A 19,233-nucleotide genomic window follows, 5' to 3' on the forward strand; every position below is an offset into this window, starting at 1 on the left:
CCCCGCCCCTGCGGCACCCGCGGTGGTCGGGGAGGTCGCCGCTCCCCCGACCACGGCGGGGGTCGCAGGGGTGGGGTGGGGGTGGGGCGGGGCCCGGGTCAGGCGGCGGCGAGCAGGCGGACGGAGACGCCGTCGCGGGTCCGGACCAGCTCGGCGCGGCCGCCGCCGACGACCTCCACCCCGGCGGAGCTCCCCCGCACGCGGCGCGCGCCCAGCACCGGGCGCTCCTCGCCGACGGACCAGCCGCCGGCGGCCGCGGGGTCGATCCGCAGGAGGGCGCCGTCGTCGAGGGTCGCGGTGCCCCGCACCTGCAGCGGGACGCCGCCGCCCGCGGCGGGCGCCACGTCCAGGACCGCGCCGGCGGCCTGGGAGTAGGCGCCGCACACCCGCGCACCGCCGGGGGCGCTCACCCGCAGGGCACCGGCGGCGACGGTGACGTCCCCGCGGCCCAGGGCGCCGCCCGAGGCCGCGACGAGCGCGCCGCCGGCCACGCGGGTGCCGCCGGTGAAGGAGTTCTCCCCCGCGAGGGTCAGCTCCCCGGAGCCGCGCTTGACGAGGTCGCCGCGCCCCGCGATGTCGTTGCGCCACGCGTCGGCCGCGGAGAAACCGCCCGCGGCGGCGTCCATGTCGACGGCCACGCTGGTGTCGAAGCGGCCGTAGCCGTCGGCGGCGGTGAACAGGTCCAGGCGGCCCCACAGCTCCGGGCTGTCCAGCACCGGGTACCCGGCGGGCAGGGCGGTGGTGCGCAGGACCTCCCGGCGCTGCGCGGCGCTGAGGTAGGGCAGCCGGGTCTCCAGGAGCACCTCGGCGCCCTGCGGCACGACCATCGGCGTGCGCGGGCCGGTGCGGTGGAACCCGTACGTGAGGTACCGCTGCACGGCCTCGCGGTTCGCCGCGCGGTCGCTCCACGGGTCCTGCCCGTCGCCGGAGCGCGCGAACTCGATCAGGCCGGACGCGTCGGTGCCGGTGCGCGCCTGCAGGTACGCCGCCGCCTGCTCGCGGGCGGCCTCCTTCAGCACCGCGTTGGCGGGGTCGTGCAGCGCCGCCGCGGCCAGGGCGGTGGCGAGGACGCGGCCCCCGATGACGTCCAGGGGCGAGTGCATTCCCGTGACGATGCGGCTGTCGGACAGCTCGAGCGCGCAGACGACGAGTTCCTGGAACCGCTCGGGCACCGCGTGGGCCAGGGCGAGGGCGGCCAGGTGGAACGCGTTGGTGTGGCCGCTGGGGAACCCGCCGTCCTCGGCGGGGTCCTCACCGCGCTGGCGCAGCAGCTGGGGGGCCACCACGACGTCGGAGACGTACACGGGGTAGCCGAACTCGTCCGTCCCCCCCGTCGGGACGACCTCGCTGTCGGCGTTCAGGCGCCACGGGCGCGGGTACTGGAACGCCTCCTTGCTGGGGTTGCTGGAGGCGTTCGGGCCGCGCACCGCGTTCACCAGCTGGGCCACGAAGCCCAGCTCGGAGGTCACCGAGCCGGCACCCAGCGCCGACCCCTCGGGGGCGTCGGCGGGCAGCTCGTCGCTGACCTTCTCGGGCGGGGTGCCGTCGGGGCCCTCGGTGATGCCGGTGACGGCCCGGGCCCCTTCGCGGTACAGCTCCGCCAGCGGGCCGAGGCCGGCGGTGACGGCGTAGCTCTGGTGCTGGCGGTCGCGGACGAACGCGACCTTCGCCTCCTCGTCGGTGCGCGCGTGCGTGACGTCCACGACGTGCCGGACGTTGGCGCGCAGCACCGCGTGGTCCAGGACGCGCCCGGTGTCCCAGGTGGGGCCGGTCTCCCACAGCTCCCCGAAACCCGACAGGATCCGCACCGCGGCGTTCGTCCAGGGCGTGGTGTTCCCGGCGACGTTGGTCGTGTAGTGCTCGACGAACGGCAGCACGGCACCGGTGGGTGCGGTCCCGGCGAACGCCGGCTGCAGCCGGCCGGCGGGCGCCAGGAACGCGGCGGAACCGGCCAGGGCCAGGGTCAGGACGTTCCGCCGGCTGACGGGGCGGGGCACTGCGGGCACTGCGGGCACGGGCTGCCTCCGGGGCGGCTGGGAGCGCCGGCAGTCATCCGCCGGCGGGAGCGCAGCCTGCTGGGGCCGGGTTCCCGCGGGGCGAACCCCGGGTGACCGGCGGGCGAACAGTCCACCCGCCGGCGGGTGGGCTCAGGCGGCCGGTGCGAGCTCCACGGCCTCGGCGAGCAGCGCCGCCGAGCGCAGCCGCTCCTCGGTGTCGCGGGCCTGGTGGGCGACGATGAGCTCGTCGGCGTCGGCGCGGCGGCGGAACTCCTCGATCTGCTCGCGCACCTGCGCGGGGGTCCCCACCGCCGAGCAGGACAGCATCTGCTGCACGTGCATCCCGGCGGCGGAGGACATCAGCGCGTCCACCTCGGCCTCGGTGAACGTGCGCCCGCGCCCGAACAGGGACTGCGCGAACGTGCGGCGCACGTGCTCGAACGTCCGCTGCGCCTGCTCGGTGGTGTCGGCGGCGACGACGTTGACCCCGGCGATGACGTGCGGGGCGTCCAGGTCCTCCGAGGGGCGGAACTCGCGCCGGTAGGTGGCCACCGCGGCCTCGAGCGCCTGCGGCGCGAAGTGGGAGGCGAACGCGTAGGGCAGGCCCAGGGCCGCGGCGAGCTTCGCGCCGAACAGCGAGGAACCCAGGATGAACAGGGGGACGCGGGAACCGGCGCCGGGGACGGCCTGCACGCCCGGGACGCGGGACTCGCCGGCGAGGTACGCGCGCAGCTCCTGCACGTCCTGCGGGAAGCTCTCGGCGGAGGACGGGTCGCGGCGCAGCGCGTACGTGGTGCGCTCGTCCGAACCGGGCGCGCGGCCCAGGCCGAGGTCGATGCGGCCGGGGTGCACCGCGTCCAGCGTGCCGAACTGCTCGGCGATGGTCAGCGGGGAGTGGTTCGGGAGCATGACGCCACCGGCACCGAGGCGGATGGTGCTGGTGTGCGCGGCGACGTGGGCGATGAGCACCGCCGGCGCGGACGAGGCGATCGTCGGCATGCTGTGGTGCTCGGCGTACCAGACGCGCCGGTACCCGTACCGCTCGGCCTGCTGCGCCAGCGCGACGCTGCCCGCGATGCTCTCGCCCGCGCTCTGCCCGGGGCCGATGTGGGCCAGGTCGAGGACGGACAGCGGAACGGGCATGGGGACGACCTCTCGCACGGCGGCACGGTGCGCCACCCCGCTCGGGGTGACGCTCGCCCGGAGCAACCGCCGGCGCGGGCGGGGCATTCCCGCCGCCCGCGCCGGGGTGGGCGCGAGGCTCCTCAGGAGCAGTTGGTGCTGCGGTACTCGCTGATCGCCAGGCTGACGGTGGGCGCCGGGCACAGGAACTGCGTGTAGCGGGTGTCGTCGTCCACGTAGCGCTTGAGCCAGCTGATGCTGTACTTCGCGATCGTGGTGTCGGAGGTGTTCGGGGCGAGGTGGCTGGCGCCGCGCAGCTCCAGGTACGCCTTGTCCGTGCTGGACGGGATGGTGTCGTAGAACGGCTCGGAGTGCGAGCGGACGGGCGCGACGGTGTCGTCCTCGGCCCCGATGATCAGGGTGGGGGTGCTCACCTCGTACCAGGTCTTGTCGGTGTTCCACGGCGTCAGCGGGATCGCGGCCTGGATGGCGGGGTTGTCCTTGACCGCCTCCAGGCTGCCGCCGCCGCCCATGGAGTGGCCCATGACGGCCAGGCGGTCGGCGTCGACGCGGGAGCGGACGCTGCTGCTGTCCGTCAGGTAGTCCAGCGCGGCCTGGATCTGCTCACCGCGCGAGGAGGGCTGGTCGTAGCGGGAGTTCGTGTCGATGGTGAACACCACGAAACCCTGCGAGGCCAGGCGGGGGCCGTACCAGGCCATGCTGGACCGGGTCGCCGTGTAGCCGGGCGCGACGACCACGCCACCGAACGTGCCGGCGCTCGTCGTGGTCGGGTAGTAGATGGTCCCGCCGCCGAAGCCGCGGACGCTGAAGCTGGAGACGCGGGTCTGCGAGACGGCGAAGGAGCCGCGCGAGGCCTCGACGCTGGCGTTCGTCGGCGCGGGCCCGCGCTCGTACGGGTTGTCCGCCGCCTGCGCGGGTGCCGCGCCGGCCAGGAACGGCAGGGCGACGGCGGCAGCGGCCAGGGAGGCGCGGAACCCGCGGGCGGACCGGCGCCGGGACGGGGAGGTGGGGGTGCTCGACATCGCAGTGCTCTCCTGAGGGCGTGCGTCGGGGAGGTGGCGCCGGCGGGCGGGACGACCGCGCGGTGGCCGGCGCGTCCTCGTGCCGCGCACCGCACCGGGGGTCCGACCCCCTGGCGAGGCACAAGCTAGTCATAGTTTGACCACTCGGTCAAGCAATCCCCGGGGAGGCGTCGCGCACCCCGCGCACGCGGCTACCCTCGCGACGTGGCAGGAGCGCGGGACGACGGACCGGAGCGCGTCGACGGGCGGCGCCTGCGCTACCAGCACCGCCGCGAGGAGCTCCTGCAGGCCGCCACCGAGCACGTCCTGCAGCACGGCCTGGACCGGCTGTCGCTGCGCCGCGTCGCCGAGAGCGCCGGCGTGGGACACGCCGCGCTGCTGCACCACTTCGGCACCCGCGAGCGCCTCGTCGCCGAGATCGTCGAACGGGTCCTGGACCGCGCCTTCACCGCCCCGGAACTCCTGGACGGCGCACCGGCGGGCGAGCCCGAGGGCGGCCCGCTGCGGGCTCTGTGGCGGCACGCGACCACCGGGCGCGGCGAGCAGTACGTGCGGCTGTTCCTCGCGGTCACCGGGGACGCGCTGCACGACGAGGCGCTCGCCGGCGCGGTGCGCCGCTCGGTGCGGCAGCGCACCGGGATGCTCGAGGCCGGGCTGGTGCGCGAGGGCTGCCCGCCGCAGGAGGCCGGCGCGCTGGCCACGCTGGTCCTGGGGACCATGCGCGGGCTCGTCCTGGACCGGTTCGTCACCGGTGACGCCGCACGGGTGGAGGCGGCCTTCGAGGAGTTCGTGCGCGGCGTGGAGCTGCGGCTGGCGCGCAGCTCCCCCTGAGGCCCTGATGAGCGCGCGGGGGCGGCCCGCCGCGCGACCGCACCGTCGCCGAGGGGCCCTCGAGGGCCTCCGCGGCGGCCGGGGGGCGGCCGCCGCGGAGGGGTGGGGTCAGCGCGAGAGCGCGAACACCGTCGTGCTGCGGTACTCCTCACCGGGGCGCAGCACCGTGGAGGGGAACGTCGGCTGGTTCGGCGAGTCGGGGAAGTGCTGGGTCTCCAGCGCCAGCCCGTCGCCCTGCCGGTACACCGAACCCGACGTGCCCACCAGGGTGCCGTCGAGGAAGTTGCCGGAGTAGAACTGCAGGCCCGGCTCGGTCGTGGAGATCGTCAGGGTGCGGCCGCTCGCCGGGTCGTGCAGGGTCGCCGCCTCCTCCAGCTCGTCGGCGGTGGCGCGGTCCAGCACCCAGTTGTGGTCGTAGCCCTGCCCGAACAGGATCTGCTGGAACGGCTGGCGGATGCGCGCACCCACGGCGGTGGGGTCGCGGAAGTCCATCGGGGTCCCCGCCACGGGGGCGATCTCACCGGTGGGGATCAGGGTGGCGTCCACGGGCGTGTAGGCGTCGGCGTGGATCGTCAGCTCGTGCTCGTAGATCGTCCCGGTGCCCTCGCCCCGGAGGTTCCAGTACGTGTGGTTCGTCAGGTTCACGACGGTGGCGGCGTCGGTGGTGGCGAAGTAGTCCACCGTGAGCTGCGCGAAGCGGTCCAGGGTGTAGGTGACCTCGGCGGTGAGCGTGCCGGGGTAGCCCTGGTCGCCGTCGGGGCTGACGAGGGTCAGGCGCAGGCCCACGACCTGGTCGCCGGGCAGCGCCTCCGCGTCCCACACCCGCTTGTCGAACGAGTCGTCGCCGCCGTGCAGGGAGTTCGGGCCGTTGTTCAGCGGGAGCTGGTGCTCGACGCCGTCGAGGGTGAACCTCCCGCCGGCGATGCGGTTGCCGTAGCGGCCGATGAGCGCACCGAAGTACGGGCCGGGGTTGTTCCCCGCCAGGTAGCCCTCGAGGTCGTCGAACCCGAGGACGACGTTCTCGACGTTCCCCTGCTCGTCGGGGAACTCCAGGCTCTGGACGATCCCGCCGTACGTGAGGACCCGCACGGTCACCTCGCCGTTGACGAGGGTGTACCGCTCGACGGCGGTGCCGTCGGGCAGGTTCCCCCACGCCTCAGTGGAGATGCCGGGGCGCCGGAGGGGGGCGGCAGCCGCGCCGGTGGCACCGGCCGCGGTGCCCGCCAGCGCCCCCGCCGCGGTGGCGGCGAGCACGACGCTGCGTCGGGTGAAGGTCGGAGAAGGCATGTGGTCCCCTGTCTGAGCATCCTCGCTCGGGCAGCGGCGGCGCCGCTGCGGTGGCGCTCGGGAAACTAGGGGGCCTTCTGCAACGTTGTCAACGCACACCGTGACCGGCCCGTGCCGAGGCGCCGGCCGGCGCGCCGGTGCGGTCCGGGCCGGACCGCACCGGCGCACGGGTTCACCCGGCGCTGGCCGCCGGTTCCCGCACGGGGCGCAGCCCGTCGCCGTCCACGTCGATGCGCTCCTCCCCCGCCGCCAGGCCCGACACCCGAACTCCGCCCCACGACGCCGGCAGCACCGGATCGCTCTCGACCCGGCCGTGCGGGGCGCACACCCGCAAGCGCAGCAGCGCCGTCAGCAGGCCGATCGGCGTCGCCGCCGCCCACGCCTGCGGCGAGCAGGACGTCGGGTACGGCACCGGGACCGGCGACTCGGCGCGGTCGAAACCGCAGAACAGCTCCGGAAGGCGACCCCCCGTGGAGGCGCTCGCCGCGAGCAGCCCGGTCGCGACCCGCTGCGCCGCCTCCACGTGCCCGTAGCGGACCAGACCCGCCACGGCCAGGGCGTTGTCGTGCGGCCACACCGAGCCGTTGTGGTAGCTGACCGGGTTGTAGCGCGCCTCCGTCGACGCCAGGGTCCGGATCCCCCAGCCGCTGAACATCGCCGGGGACAGCAGGTGCTGCGCGACCTGCGCGGCCTTGTCGGGGTCCGGCAGGCCCGCCCACAGGCAGTGGCCCTGGTTCGAGGCCAGTGCGTCCACCTGCTCCTTGCGGCCGTCCAGGGCCAGGGCGTAGCACCCCCGCCCGGGCATCCAGAACGCCTCGTCGACGGCGCGGCGGAACCGTTCCGCCTTCTCCTCCCAGCCGCGCGCGCCGGCCTCGTCGCCCACCAGGGACGCCAGGTGCGCGCGGGCGGTGAGCGCCGCGTACACGTACGCCTGGACCTCCACGAGGGCGATCGGCCCCTCGGCGAGCCGCCCGTCGGAGAAGGAGATCGAGTCGGAGGAGTCCTTCCAGCCCTGGTTCAGCAGACCCCGGTCCGTCTTGCGCCGGTACTCCACGAAACCGTCGCCGTCCAGGTCGCCGTACCGCTCGACCCACTCCAGCGCCCGGTCCGCCGCCGGCAGCAGCGCCCGCACCTCCTCCAGCGGCGCCCCCCAGCGGGCCACCTCGTCGAGGACGACGACGAACAGCGGGGTGGCGTCGACGCTGCCGTAGTACACGCTGCTGCCGCCCAGCGCGCGGTCGGCGTCCACCCCGAGCCGCACCTCGTGCAGGATCCGCCCGGGTTCCTCCTCGCTCATCGGGTCGACGCGACGGCCCTGGTGGTCGGCGAGGGTCTGCAGGGTCCCCAGCGCCAGACCGGGGTCGAACGGCAGCGCCAGCCAGCTCGTCAGCAGCGAGTCGCGGCCGAACAGCGCCATGAACCACGGCGCCCCGGCGGCCACCACGTCGGCGCCCGGCCGGCGCGGGTCGGCGATCCGCAGCGCCCCCAGGTCCAGCACGCTGCGCTGCAGCGCCTGCGCCAGCACCGGGTCCTCACACTCCACGTCCGGGCTGGCGCGGCGCCGGTCCCGCATGCGCCGCGCGGGGGCGGCGGCCTCCACCGGCCGGTCCAGCGGGAACGACGTGCCGACCTCCCCGTCCTCGGTGGAGGGCAGCACCTCCACCGTGGTGGACCACTCCCCGTGCGCGGGGACCACCACGCGCCACACGAGGGCGCCGGGCAGCGCGGTGGCGCCCTGCCCGTGCACGCGCACGCCGCGCCTGCGGCCGCCGCGCGCCACCCCCAGCACCAGGTCCTCGCCCTGACCGCTGCGCTGCACGGGCGCGCGGCGGGCCACCCGCCCCTCCTTGACGTCGAAGAGGTCGGCGAAGTCGGCCTCCACCGACAGGTGCAGGGTGATGCCGGCCGGTTCGGTGCCGTGGTTGCGCACCACGACGTCCTCGCGCAGCCCGTCGGCGGCCATGCGCCGCCGCTGCACGACGAGCGTGGCGTCGGCCTGGCCCGGCCGCGGCGCGGCGCGCGTGGTGAACACCGCGGAGAACGGCTCGGGGACGGCCACGCTCAGCGGCTGCAGCGGCTCGTCGTCCAGCAGCAGCTGCCAGCCGGACACCACGCGGGTGTCCTGGAAGAACACCCCGTGCGGGCGGTCCGGGCGCATGTCCCCGGTGCTGTCGCTCACGCAGAACGAAGCGCCCTCGACGAGGGTGACGTCACCGCCGGGCGAGGCCGGGGTGAGGTCCTGCGGGGTTCCCGTCGCGCCGATCACGCCGACACCCCCCGCTCCCGCAGCCGGCGCAGCGACGGGCGCGGTCCGGTCAGGGCCCGCACGCTGCGCTGCCCCTCGACGATCGCGCGGAACAGCTGCTCGTACCCGGCGGCCATCACCGGCAGGTCGAAGTTCCGCTCAGCGTGCCGGCGGCAGGCGGCCGGGTCCAGGTCGGCGGCCAGCGACAGGGCGGCGGGGAAGTCGGCGAGGTCGCGCACCACCAGCCCGCTGCGGCCGTGGTCGACGACCTCCGGGACGCTGCCGCGCGGCAGCGCCACGACCGGTGTGCCGCAGGCCATCGCCTCGATCATCACCATGCCGAAGGGTTCCTCCCACTGGATCGGGAACGCCAGCGCACGGGCGCTCGCGAGCAGTTCCCGCTTCAGGGCCGCGTCGGCCTCGCCGACGTACTCCGCGTCGCGGCCCAGCCGCGGGCGGACCTCCCGCTCGAAGAACTCCCGCTCGGCCGGCTCGCTGCGCTTGCCCGCCAGCACGATGCGCAGGCCTGCGGCGCGCGCGGCGTCGATCGCCAGGTGGGGACCCTTGTCGGGGCTGAACCTGCCCAGCCACAGGACGTGGTCGTCCTTGTCGGCCCGGAACGGGAAGCTCGACACGTCGATCGCGTTGTGCACGCGCCCCACCCAGTTGATGCCGGGGTTCAGGCGACGCTGCGCGTCGGAGATGGCGACGACGTCGACGCTGTCGCCCAGGGCGGCGAAGTACTCGCCCTGCTCGCCGTCGACGGGACCGTGCATCGTCACGACGGTGGGCACGCGGCGCCCGCGCGCCAGCAACGGCCCGGCGAGGCTGTGGTCGTGCACGACGTCCACGTCCAGGTCGGCCAGGGCGGCACCGGCGGCGGCGGCGTGGATCACCTCCGGCGCCGGGGTCCCCAGGCGCTCGGACGGGGGTTCGTCGAACACCCGCACGAAGCGGGCGGCGCGGGTGCGGTGGTGACCGGAACCCACGAGCGTCACCTCGTGCCCGCGCTCCGCGAGGGAGTCGACGAGATCGGCGACGACGGACTCGATGCCGCCGTACCCGCGCGGCGGCAGCTCGAACCAGGGCGGGGCGACCACCGCGATGCGCAGGGTGTCGCGCGGTGCACGGGCGGGACGCGGGATCGGCGGAGCGTCGGAGACGGTCACGTTGTCCTCCAGCGACGGGCTCGGGGCAGCACGCGGCTGCCCGGGTGGGTCGCTGACGGCACCGCGGGGTGCGGCGCCGCAGCTCGGGGCTGCCGCGCCACGCCGCGCGGCGGGGAGGGTCGCGCACCGGTGCGGCGCCCTGGCGGGCGGCGCACCGCGCTGCCCCATCTATTAGCACTCCGGGGCGCCGAGTGCCAAGAGGTGCGCCGCGGGAACGACGACGCCGCGCGTCCCCGGTGGGGACGCGCGGCGTCGTTCTCGCCCGGAGGGGCCTCAGCCCAGCCAGCGCTGCGCGGCCTCCAGCGCCCAGTACGTCAGGACCACCTGCGCGCCGCCGCGGCGCAGCGCCAGCAGCGACTCCAGCGCCACCCGCTCGCGGTCGATCGCGCCGGCCTGCGCGGCGAACTCGACCATCGCGTACTCGCCGGAGACCTGGTAGCTCGCCACCGGGACGTCGGCGACGTCCGCGACCGCGCGCAGCACGTCCAGGTACGGCAGGCCCGGCTTCACCATCACCAGGTCCGCGCCCTCGTCCAGGTCCAGGCGCAGCTCGCGCAGCGCCTCGGCGACGTTCGCGGCCGGGTCCTGCTGGTAGGTGCGCCGGTCCCCCGTGAGCTGCGAGTCCACGGCCTCGCGGAACGGGCCGTAGAACGCGCTGGCGTACTTCACCGCGTACGCGAGCATCGCCACGTCCTCGCGGCCGGCGTCGTCCAGCACCGCGCGCAGGTGCCCGACCTGGCCGTCCATCATGCCGCTGGGCCCCAGCAGGTGCGCGCCCGCCGCGGCCTGCGCCAGCGCCATGGACGCGTAGCGGTCCAGGGTCGCGTCGTTGTCCACGCGGCCGCGCTCGTCGAGCACGCCGCAGTGGCCGTGGTCGGTGAACTCGTCCAGGCACAGGTCGGCCATGACGACGAGCTCGTCGCCGACCGCCTCGCGCACGTCCGCCAGGGCGACGTTGAGGATCCCGTCGGGGTCGTCGGCGCCCGAGCCCACCGCGTCGCGCGACGCGGGCACGCCGAACAGCATGATGCCGCCCAGGCCGGAGGCCACGGCCTCCCTCGCCGTGGCCACCAGGGAGGCGCGGGTGTGCTGCACGACGCCCGGCAGGGTGCGGATCGGCTGCGGCTCGGCGGCGCCCTCGCGCACGAACACCGGCAGCACCAGGTCGGAGGGGTGCAGGTGCACGTCCGTCACCAGCCGACGCACCCCCGGGGTGGCGCGCAGCCGGCGCGGGCGCACCGGCAGCGCCGGCACCCGCCGCCGGCTCGGCTCCAGGCCGCTCACCGGCTCCGCCGGCGCGCGGAGGACTTCTTCTGGCTGGGGCGCAGCACCGGCTCGCCGGCCTCCTCGGCCGCCGCCCGCAGGCCCTCCCCGTAGGCGGCCAGCGCCTCGACGAGCGAGGCAGCGCTGGGCTCGGCGGCCAGCACGTCCACCCGCAGGCCGTGCTCCTCGGCGGTCTTCGCGGTCGCCGGCCCGATGCACGCCACCACCGTGGAGGGGTGCGGCTTGCCGGCGATGCCCACGAGGTTGCGCACCGTGGAGCTGGAGGTGAACACGACCGCGTCGAACGCGCCCGACTTGATGGCCTCGCGCACCGGCGCGGCCGGCGGGGCGGCGCGCACCGTGCGGTACGCGGTGACGTCGTCGACCTCCCAGCCGTTCTCCTGCAGGCCCGCCACGAGGGTGTCGGTGGCGATGTCCGCGCGCGGCAGGAACACCCGGTCGATCGGGTCCAGGACCTCGTCGTACGGCGGCCACGACGCCAGCAGGCCCGTCGCGGACTGCTCGCCCTCCGGCAGCAGGTCCGGCTCGATGCCCCACTCGCGCAGCGCGTCCGCCGTGACCCCGCCGACCGCGGCGACCTTCAGGCCGCTGAACGCGCGCGCGTCCAGACCGTACTCGGCGAACTTCTCCCGCACCGCCCGCACCGCGTTGACGGAGGTGAACCCGATCCACTCGTAGCGGCCGGTCACCAGGCCCTTGACGGCCTTCTCCATCTGCTGCGGGGTGCGGGGCGGTTCCACCGAGATCGTCGGGACGACGTCGGCGGTGGCGCCGTGCTCGGCCAGCAGCGCCGTGACGCCGCCCGCCTGCTCCTTGGTGCGCGGCACCAGCACCCGCCAGCCGAACAGCGGCTTCGTCTCGTACCAGGACGCCTGCTCGCGCAGGCTCACCACGTCGCCCACCACGGCCGTCGTGGGCGAGCCGTCGATGGCGGTGGCGATCGGCTCCAGCTCACCCAGCGTCGTCGTGGTCGTCGACTGGGTGGTCGTCGTGCCGTGGGAGGTCAGCGCCACCGGCGTGGACGGCGCGCGGCCGGCCGCCAGCAGGCCCACGGCCGCCGCGGCGATGTCGTCGCCGGTGCCCAGCACCACGACGGTGGAGTCGGCACCGGCGTGCCGGGACCAGTCCACGCTGCGCCCCGCCGGGTGCACCACGTTGACGCTCGTGGTGCCCGGGGCGGTCATCGGCACCCCCGCGTAGGCGGGGACGGCGCTCACCGCGGACACGCCCGGCACCACGTCGAAGGCGACACCGGCCTTGCGGCAGGCGGCGATCTCCTCGACGAGGCCGCTGAACGTGGACGGGTCGCCGTCCATGAGGCGCACCACGCGCCCGCCGGAACGGGCGGCCTTCACCACGAGCTTGGCGCGCGCGGCGCGGGTGGTCGGCTCGCCGTCGCCGGCGAAGGCGGCGTCGACGACCTGCACGCCGTCGCGGGCGTGCCGGGCGACGACGTCCTCGCGCGCGCCGGCGTCCAGCACCACGACGTCGGCGGCGGCCAGCAGCTCCACCGCGCGCAGCGTCAGCAGGCCCGGGTCGCCGGGGCCGGCACCCACGAACGAGACGTGGCCCAGCCGGCGGGACGCGCCCGCCGGCGCGGAGCCCTCGGTGGAACCGGCGGCCGGCGCCTGCGCCCGCCGGGGGCGGGCGGGGGCCCGTCCGGTCAGGACGGTGACCTCGGAACCGCTGGCCTCGGGACCGGCGACCTCCGGACCGGCGCCGGCGGCCGGCGCGGTCTCGGTGGTCTCCAGGACCGGGCTGTTCGTCGTCGTGCTCACGAGCCACTCTCCGGGTCGGGACGTGGACCGGCCGTGGCTCGGTCCGGGGTGTGCTCCCGCGCGTCGCCACCGGCGGCGGCGGGAGGTCGGGGGATCGCGGCGGGCACCGCGAGGGGGTCCAGGGCGCCGGCCGCACCGGCCAGCGGGCCCGCCAGCAGGTCGGCGGCCGTGCGGGCGCCGAGCGCGCGGGCCGCGTCGGCGCCGGCGGCGGCACCGGTGACCACGCGGCGCACGAGCCCGTCCGGGCCCTGCACCGCGACCGACAGGTGCAGCGCGCCGGCCTCGAAGCGGGCGTGGGCGCCCACCGGCGCGGAGCAGCCGGCCTCCAGGCTGCTCAGCAGCTGCCGCTCGGCCAGCACCGCCAGGCGGTCGGCCGGGGAGTCGAGCGCACCGGCGGCGGCCAGCACCTCCGCGTCGTCGGCGCGGCACTCCACCGCCAGCGCACCCTGGCCGGGCGCGGGCACGAACGCGCCCGCCCCCAGCAGCTCGGTGGCCTCGGCCAGCCGGCCCAGCCGGGCCAGGCCCGCGGCGGCCAGCACCACGGCGTCCAGCTCGCCGGAGGACACCATCCGCAGGCGGGTGTCGACGTTGCCGCGCACCGCGACCACGTCCAGGTCCGGGCGGGCGTCCAGCAGCAGCGCCCGCCGGCGCGGCGAGCCCGTGCCGACCCGCGCGCCCGCCGGCAGCTGCGCCAGGCCGCGCCCGCCGGCGGCGACCAGGACGTCGCGCGGGTCCTCCCGCTGCGGCACCGCGACCAGGGCCAGGCCGTCGGCGGCGGCGGTCGGCAGGTCCTTGAGCGAGTGCACCGCCAGGTCCACCTCGTCCGCCAGCAGCGCCTCGCGCAGCGCCGAGACGAACACGCCGGTGCCGCCGATGACGGCCAGCGGCGCGCGGTCGACGTCGCCGTGCGTGGTGATCTCCACGAGCTCCACGTCCGCGCCGCGCTCGCGCAGCGCGTCGGCGACCCAGCCGCTCTGGGTGGTGGCCAGCGCGCTGCGCCGCGTGCCCAGCCGGAGCGGGCGCGTCACGACAGCCTCCCGACGGCCTCGGCGACGGTCCCGGACAGCGGCCCGTCCACCACCCGCGGGCCACCGCGGGCGGCACCGCCGACCTCGAGGTCGAACAGGGCGCGCAGCGCCGCGGCGTAACCCACCCCGCCCGGCGCCTCCGCCAGCTCCTTCACGCGCACCGTCGGGGTGTGCAGCAGCTTCTCCACGATGCGGTGCACCGCGCGGTCCACCTCGGCGCGGGTGGTGTCGTCCAGCTCGACGCGGCCGGTCAGGCGGCGCATCTCCGTGTCCACCACGTGCCGCGCCTGGGCGCGCAGCGCCACCACGGTGGGTGCCACGTCCGCCGCGCGCAGCGACGCCGCGTACGCCGCCACCTCCTCGGCGACGATGGTGCGCACCGCCCGCAGGTCGTCGGCGACCGCGCTGCCGGCCAGGTCGGCGCCCAGACCCTCCAGGTCCACCAGGTGCGCGCCCGGCAGCGTCGCGACGTCGGGGTCGATGTCGCGCGGCAGCGCCAGGTCGGCCAGCAGCAGGGGCCGGTGCGGGCGGTCCAGCAGGGCGCTGGCCACGACCGCCACGTCCAGCACGTGCCCCACCGCGCCGGTGCAGCTGACCACCACGTCGGCGGCGGCGACCTCCGCGCGCAGCGCGTCCAGCCCGGTGGCGCGCCCGCCGACCGCGGCGGCCAGGCGCTGGGCGCGCTCGGCGGTGCGGTTGGCGACCACGACGTCCAGACCGGCGCGGCCCACGGTGGTCGCCACCAGCGCGCTCATGGCGCCGGCGCCCACGACCAGCGCCCGCCGGCCCGCCAGCGGCCCCACGACGTCCCGGGCGCGGGCCAGCGCCGCGTCGACCAGGGAGGCGCCCGCGGCGTCCAGCGACGTCTCGGAGTGGGCGCGCTTGCCCACCCGCAGCGCCGTCTGCAGCAGGCGGTCCAGGACGCCGCCGCCGCGGTCGGTCTCGTGCAGGTCGCGCAGGGCGGCGCGCAGCTGGCCGAGGATCTGCGCCTCGCCGACCGCCATGGAGTCCAGGCCGCACGCCACCCGGAACAGGTGCTCCACGCCGGCGTCCTCGTAGTGGACGTAGAGCTGGTCGCCCAGCTCGTCCAGCGGGACGCCGATGCGCCGGGCCAGGGTCTCGCCCACGGCGGCCACGCCGCCGTGGAAGCGGGTGACGTCGGTGTAGACCTCCACCCGGTTGCAGGTGGACAGCACGAACGCCTCCTCCACGTGCGGGGAGGCCGTCAGCGCCGACACGGCCTCGGCGGCGGCGGTGTCGTCGAAGGAAGCCCGCTCGAGCACCTCCAGGGCGGCGGTGCGGTGGGACAGGCCCACGACCATGAGGGTCACTGGACGACCTCCTCGACGCGGCGCAGCGCGTGCGGCAGCAACGGTCCGGCGCTCGCGCCGGCGGCGCCGCGCGGGCTCGCGGCGCTGGGACGGGGGGCGGCGGGCTCGGCAGCGGCCCGCCGCTGGGCGTGGAAGGCGAGGATCTGCAGCTCCGAGGCCAGGTCGACCTTGCGCACGTCCACGCCCTCGGGGACGCGCAGCACGGTCGGGGCGAAGTTCAGGATGCTGCGGGCACCGGCCGCGACGAGGCGGTCGCACACCGCCTGCGCGTGCCGGGCGGGGACGGCCAGCACGGCGATCGCGGAGGCCGGCTCGCCGAGCACCTGCTCGAGGTCGCCGAGCGGGCGCACGCGCAGGCCGCCGACGACCTGGCCGACCACCGCGGGGTCGTCGTCGAACAGGCCGACGACGGTGAACCCGCGCGAGGCGAAGCCGCTGTAACCGGCGAGGGCGTGGCCGAGGTTGCCCACGCCCACGATGACGACGCGCCAGCTGGCCGCCTGGCCGAGCCGGTCGGCGATGTGGCGGTGCAGCTCGGCGACGTCGTAGCCGACGCCGCGGGTGCCGTAGCTGCCCAGGTGGGACAGGTCCTTGCGCAGCTTGGCCGAGCCGACCCCGGCGGCCTCCGCGAGCGCCTCGGAGGACACCGTGCGCGAGCCCGCCTCGGCGAGCGCGGCCAGGGCGCGCAGGTACTGCGGGAGGCGGGCCACCGTCGCCTCGGGGACCGCCGCCGGGCCACCGGGGTGGCGGGGGGAAGCCTCGGCGACGTGCGTGCCGTCGCGGTGCGCGCTGCTCACGTCGTCCTCGTCCACTGCGGTCAGACCCGGCACCCTCGTACGTGCTCGCCGGCGTGCCGCCGGCCCGTTCACCGGCCCGTCGGGCCGGGGACGCCGCCTCAGCGGCGCCCCCAGCAGAGTAGGCGTTTGTGAACGCGCGCACAAAGTCGCGCCGTGTCTGTCGCGCCACACCGACCGCCACACCGACCGCGACACCGAGCGCCGCACCGACCGCCCGTCGCCGGCGCGGGGCTCAGCGCCGCCGCCACCACCGGCGCCCCTGCAGCGCCCCCGCGATCCGGCCGGCGTCCAGCCGCCCGAAGTCGCGCTCGGTGCCGTCGACCAGCACCACCGGCACCCGGTCGGACCAGCGGCGCAGCATCTCGGGGTCGGCGTCCACGTCGACCTCCGACCACGTCGCGCCCGTCTCCTGCGCGACCCGCCGCACGACCTCGCGCCCCTCGTCGCACAGGTGGCACCCCGCGCGCGAGACCAGCACGATCCGGGCCCCGTCCCCTCGCTGCACCCGGCCATCCTGCCCCGGGCGCGGCGGTGGTGCGCCCGGCCGGCGCGCCCCGGGCGCGGACCCGCCCGGGGAGCACGCCCCGCGACGGTCGGCGGCCTACGATGGCGACGTGGCAGCTGCCAGGGCGACGGCGCCCGCCCCGTGCGTCGCCGCCTTCTTCGACCTGGACAACACCCTGGTCCGCGGCGCGTCCCTGTTCTACTTCGCGCGCGGCCTGCACGCGCGGGGCTTCTTCTCGCGCCGGGAGCTGCGGGGCTTCGCGCGCCGCGCGCTGCACTTCGCGGTGCGCGGGGAGGTGCACGGGCACCTGCTGGAGGTGCGGGAGCTGGCGCTGGCGTTCGTCGCCGGGCACACCACCGCCGAGATCCGCGGGATCGGCGAGGAGGTGTACGAGGAGCACATGGGCGCCAAGGTGCGGCCGGGGGTGCGGGTGCTGGCGGACCGGCACCTGCGCGAGGGTGCGCCGGTGTGGCTGGTGACGGCGGCCCCGGTGGAGCTGGCGGACGTGGTGGCGCGCCGGCTGGGGCTGACGGGTGCGCTGGGCACGGTCGCGGAGAGCGTGGACGGCACGTACACCGGCCGGCTGGTGGGCGAGCCCCTGCACGGGGCGGCCAAGGCGGCCGCGGTGCGCTCGATGGCGGCGGCGGCGGGCTGGGACCTGACGCGCTGCGCGGCGTACTCGGACTCGGCGAACGACCTGCCGCTGCTGTCCATGGTGGGGTCGCCGGTGGCGGTGAACCCGGACGGCGCGCTGCGCCGGCACGCGCTGCGGCACGGCTGGGAGGTGCGGGAGTTCCGCCGGTGGCGGCACGCGGCGCGCTGGACGGTGCGCGCGGGCACGGCCGGGGCGGCGCTGGCGGGCCTGGCGGCTCTGGCGGGCCTGGTGCGGCGCGGCGCGTAGGGGCCGGGGCAGCGCGAACGGGCGGGCCCCCGGAGGGACCCGCCCGTTCGCGGAGCTGGAGTCAGCTCACTTCTTGTTGCGACGCTGGTGGCGCGTGCGGCGGAGCAGCTTCCGGTGCTTCTTCTTCGCCATGCGCTTGCGGCGCTTCTTGATGACAGAGCCCAAGGGGTCCTCGCTCACTCGACGGGTGCTTCTCGCGTCCAGCCGCTGACGCGGCAAACCGTTCCCATCGTACCGGCCCGGGGCGTCCTCGCGGCCCGCCGTCCCCCGCGGGCCCCGGGAGCACCCGGGCGGTGCCGTCAGGCGGTGTCGATGTAGGCCTGGCGCAGGTACTCGTGCACGGCGTCCTCGGGCACCCGGAAGGAGCGCCCGACCCGCACGGCCGGCAGGTCGCCGTTGTGCACGAGCCGGTAGACGGTCATCTTCGACACGCGCATCATCGACGCCACCTCCGCCACGGTCAGGAACCGGACCTCGGACAGCGGACGGTCCTCAGGCATCCCCACAGCACCTTCCACCTCGCGCCAGCGGCCCGCCGCCCTCCCGGACGAGGAGTGCGGGAGGCGCGTCCCGCTCCCCACTGTAGGGGTAGGAGTGACGCCCGTGGAAGAGTTCCGTGTCCAATGTGTCACCGAGAGTGACCTGAGCACTCTGTGACAACTGGCTACGCTCAGTCGAAATCCGGGTCCAGGCCGTGCAGGGGGAAGGCCGCGCGGCGCGTCGCCAGGATCGCCCGGTCCACCGGGTCCCCCGGGTCGTACCCCGACGACCAGCCCTGGAAGGCCCCGCTCCCACCGTCGGTCATCCTCCGCGGCGCCTCGCGCCCGACGGACTCCTCCACGTGCGCGCGCCACCCCTCCGGCAGCGGCGTCGAGGGGTCCAGCGGCCGGTGCGCGGCCTCGGCCACCAGGTGCGCCCACGTCCGCGGCACCACGTCCACCACCTCGTAGCCGCCACCGCCCAGCGCCAGCCAGCGCCCGCCCGCCGCCGAGTGCGCCAGCGCGTGCATCGACTCCGCGGCCACCCGCTGCGCGTCCAGCGACACCACCAGGTGCCCCAGCGGGTCCAGGGCGTGCGTGTCGCAGCCGTGCTGGGTCACCAGCACGTCCGGCCGGAAGGACTCCACCAGCTGCGGCACCACCGAGTGCACCGCCCGCAGCCACCCCGCGTCGCGGGTGCCCGCCGGCAGCGCCAGGTTCACCGCACCGCCCAGCGCACCCGGCCCGCCCAGCTCGTCGGCGAAGCCCGTGCCCGGGAACAGGGTCGTGCCCGACTCGTGGACGCTGATCGTCAGCACCCGCGGCTCGTCCCAGAACACCGCCTCGGTGCCGTCGCCGTGGTGGCAGTCGAGGTCCACGTACACGACCCGCTCGGCGCCCTCGTCGAGCATCGCGCGGATCGCCGCCGCCGCGTCGTTGTAGACGCAGAACCCGCTCGCGCAGCCCGGTTTGGCGTGGTGCATCCCGCCGCAGAAGTTCACCCCGTGCAGGGCCCGGCCCGCCAGCAGCGCCCGCCCCAGCTCCACCGAGCCGCCCACGATGCGCGCCGCCGCCTCGTGCATCCCCGGGAACGCCGGGTCGTCCTCGGTGCCCAGCCCGAAGACCGCCTGGGCGCTGCCCGGGTCCGCCGAGGCGGCCTGCACCGCGCGCACGTACTCGGGCTCGTGCACCGTGCGCAGCAGCGCCTCGTCGGCCGGCTGCGCCGAGACCACCCGCACGCCCGGGGCCGAGAACAGCCCCAGCGCCTCGCACAGCCGCGCCGTCAGGTCCAGCCTGATCGGGGCCATCGGGTGCCAGCGGCCGAAGTCGTAGCGGTTGAAGACGGGGTCCCAGACGACCTGGACGCCGTCGGGGGTCGCGGTCACCTCCGGCACCGCCGGCGCGGGCCGCGGCGCTGAGCTGACGGGGAGCACGCG

General features: G+C 76.4%; 17 protein-coding genes. 2 read left to right on the forward strand and 15 right to left on the reverse strand.

What is annotated here, in order from left to right; all coding sequences use genetic code 11:
- Positions 1–98: 98 nt before the first annotated feature.
- The 3 genes from ACRYR8_RS02020 to ACRYR8_RS02030 all read right to left on the reverse strand — a co-directional run bounded on the left by ACRYR8_RS02020 (position 99) and on the right by ACRYR8_RS02030 (position 4,162).
- On the reverse strand, positions 99–2,006 hold the full coding sequence (locus ACRYR8_RS02020) for a phosphatase PAP2 family protein (protein ID WP_432482404.1): 1,908 nt from the start codon (positions 2,004–2,006) through the stop codon (positions 99–101).
- A 141-nt stretch (positions 2,007–2,147) separates the two neighbouring features.
- Entirely contained in the window at positions 2,148–3,140 is a 993-nt protein-coding gene (locus ACRYR8_RS02025; protein WP_432482405.1) for an LLM class flavin-dependent oxidoreductase, read from the reverse strand.
- Between the two features lie 122 nt (positions 3,141–3,262).
- Positions 3,263–4,162, reverse strand: a complete 900-nt coding sequence (locus ACRYR8_RS02030) for a poly(ethylene terephthalate) hydrolase family protein (protein ID WP_432482406.1) — start codon at positions 4,160–4,162, stop codon at positions 3,263–3,265.
- A gap of 204 nt (positions 4,163–4,366) precedes the next feature.
- Between ACRYR8_RS02030 and ACRYR8_RS02035 the strand changes: the two genes are divergently transcribed.
- Positions 4,367–4,993: a TetR/AcrR family transcriptional regulator gene (locus ACRYR8_RS02035; RefSeq protein ID WP_432482407.1), complete on the forward strand. Its 627-nt coding sequence runs from the start codon at positions 4,367–4,369 to the stop codon at positions 4,991–4,993.
- Between the two features lie 108 nt (positions 4,994–5,101).
- On the opposite strand, the gene ACRYR8_RS02040 is transcribed toward ACRYR8_RS02035, so the two are convergent.
- From ACRYR8_RS02040 to ACRYR8_RS02080, 9 genes are all read right to left on the reverse strand, one after another.
- Positions 5,102–6,280 carry an aldose epimerase family protein gene (locus ACRYR8_RS02040; RefSeq protein ID WP_432482408.1) on the reverse strand — a complete coding sequence of 393 codons (1,179 nt, stop codon included), beginning with the start codon at positions 6,278–6,280 and terminating at the stop codon, positions 5,102–5,104.
- Between the two features lie 172 nt (positions 6,281–6,452).
- Positions 6,453–8,546, reverse strand: coding sequence for an amylo-alpha-1,6-glucosidase (locus ACRYR8_RS02045; protein WP_432482409.1), 2,094 nt, complete (start codon positions 8,544–8,546; stop codon positions 6,453–6,455).
- Positions 8,543–9,694: a glycosyltransferase family 4 protein gene (locus ACRYR8_RS02050; RefSeq protein ID WP_432482410.1), complete on the reverse strand. Its 1,152-nt coding sequence runs from the start codon at positions 9,692–9,694 to the stop codon at positions 8,543–8,545. The genes ACRYR8_RS02045 and ACRYR8_RS02050 overlap by 4 nt, the downstream gene beginning before the upstream one ends.
- Positions 9,695–9,967: 273 nt before the next feature.
- Positions 9,968–10,978, reverse strand: coding sequence for a porphobilinogen synthase (gene hemB / locus ACRYR8_RS02055; protein ID WP_432482411.1), 1,011 nt, complete (start codon positions 10,976–10,978; stop codon positions 9,968–9,970).
- Complete coding sequence (locus ACRYR8_RS02060) at positions 10,975–12,756, reverse strand: bifunctional uroporphyrinogen-III C-methyltransferase/uroporphyrinogen-III synthase (RefSeq protein WP_432482412.1); 1,782 nt, start codon at positions 12,754–12,756, stop codon at positions 10,975–10,977. The genes hemB and ACRYR8_RS02060 overlap by 4 nt, the downstream gene beginning before the upstream one ends.
- The gene (hemC, locus tag ACRYR8_RS02065; RefSeq protein ID WP_432482413.1) at positions 12,753–13,784 is read right to left on the reverse strand and encodes a hydroxymethylbilane synthase; all 1,032 of its coding nucleotides are present in this window, start codon (positions 13,782–13,784) and stop codon (positions 12,753–12,755) included. Before hemC ends, ACRYR8_RS02060 begins: the two co-directional genes overlap by 4 nt.
- Entirely contained in the window at positions 13,781–15,106 is a 1,326-nt protein-coding gene (locus ACRYR8_RS02070; protein WP_432482480.1) for a glutamyl-tRNA reductase, read from the reverse strand. The genes hemC and ACRYR8_RS02070 overlap by 4 nt, the downstream gene beginning before the upstream one ends.
- Positions 15,107–15,111: 5 nt before the next feature.
- Complete coding sequence (locus ACRYR8_RS02075) at positions 15,112–15,825, reverse strand: redox-sensing transcriptional repressor Rex (RefSeq protein WP_432482481.1); 714 nt, start codon at positions 15,823–15,825, stop codon at positions 15,112–15,114.
- A 319-nt stretch (positions 15,826–16,144) separates the two neighbouring features.
- Positions 16,145–16,417, reverse strand: coding sequence for a glutaredoxin family protein (locus ACRYR8_RS02080; RefSeq protein WP_432482414.1), 273 nt, complete (start codon positions 16,415–16,417; stop codon positions 16,145–16,147).
- A gap of 109 nt (positions 16,418–16,526) precedes the next feature.
- On the opposite strand from ACRYR8_RS02080, the gene ACRYR8_RS02085 reads away from it, so the two are divergent.
- Positions 16,527–17,318, forward strand: coding sequence for an HAD family hydrolase (locus ACRYR8_RS02085; protein WP_432482415.1), 792 nt, complete (start codon positions 16,527–16,529; stop codon positions 17,316–17,318).
- 66 nt (positions 17,319–17,384) lie between these two features.
- Here the strand turns inward: ACRYR8_RS02085 and ACRYR8_RS02090 are convergent, their stop codons facing one another.
- The 3 genes from ACRYR8_RS02090 to ACRYR8_RS02100 all read right to left on the reverse strand — a co-directional run bounded on the left by ACRYR8_RS02090 (position 17,385) and on the right by ACRYR8_RS02100 (position 19,182).
- Positions 17,385–17,483, reverse strand: coding sequence for a 30S ribosomal protein bS22 (locus ACRYR8_RS02090; RefSeq protein ID WP_012085056.1), 99 nt, complete (start codon positions 17,481–17,483; stop codon positions 17,385–17,387).
- A gap of 134 nt (positions 17,484–17,617) precedes the next feature.
- Positions 17,618–17,818: a helix-turn-helix domain-containing protein gene (locus ACRYR8_RS02095; RefSeq protein WP_432482416.1), complete on the reverse strand. Its 201-nt coding sequence runs from the start codon at positions 17,816–17,818 to the stop codon at positions 17,618–17,620.
- A 170-nt stretch (positions 17,819–17,988) separates the two neighbouring features.
- Positions 17,989–19,182, reverse strand: coding sequence for an acetoin utilization protein AcuC (locus tag ACRYR8_RS02100; RefSeq protein ID WP_432482417.1), 1,194 nt, complete (start codon positions 19,180–19,182; stop codon positions 17,989–17,991).
- Positions 19,183–19,233 lie beyond the last annotated feature (51 nt).

The organism is Kineococcus esterisolvens (genome assembly GCF_050871405.1).
In the GTDB taxonomy this organism is placed as follows: Bacteria; Actinomycetota; Actinomycetes; order Actinomycetales; family Kineococcaceae; genus Kineococcus.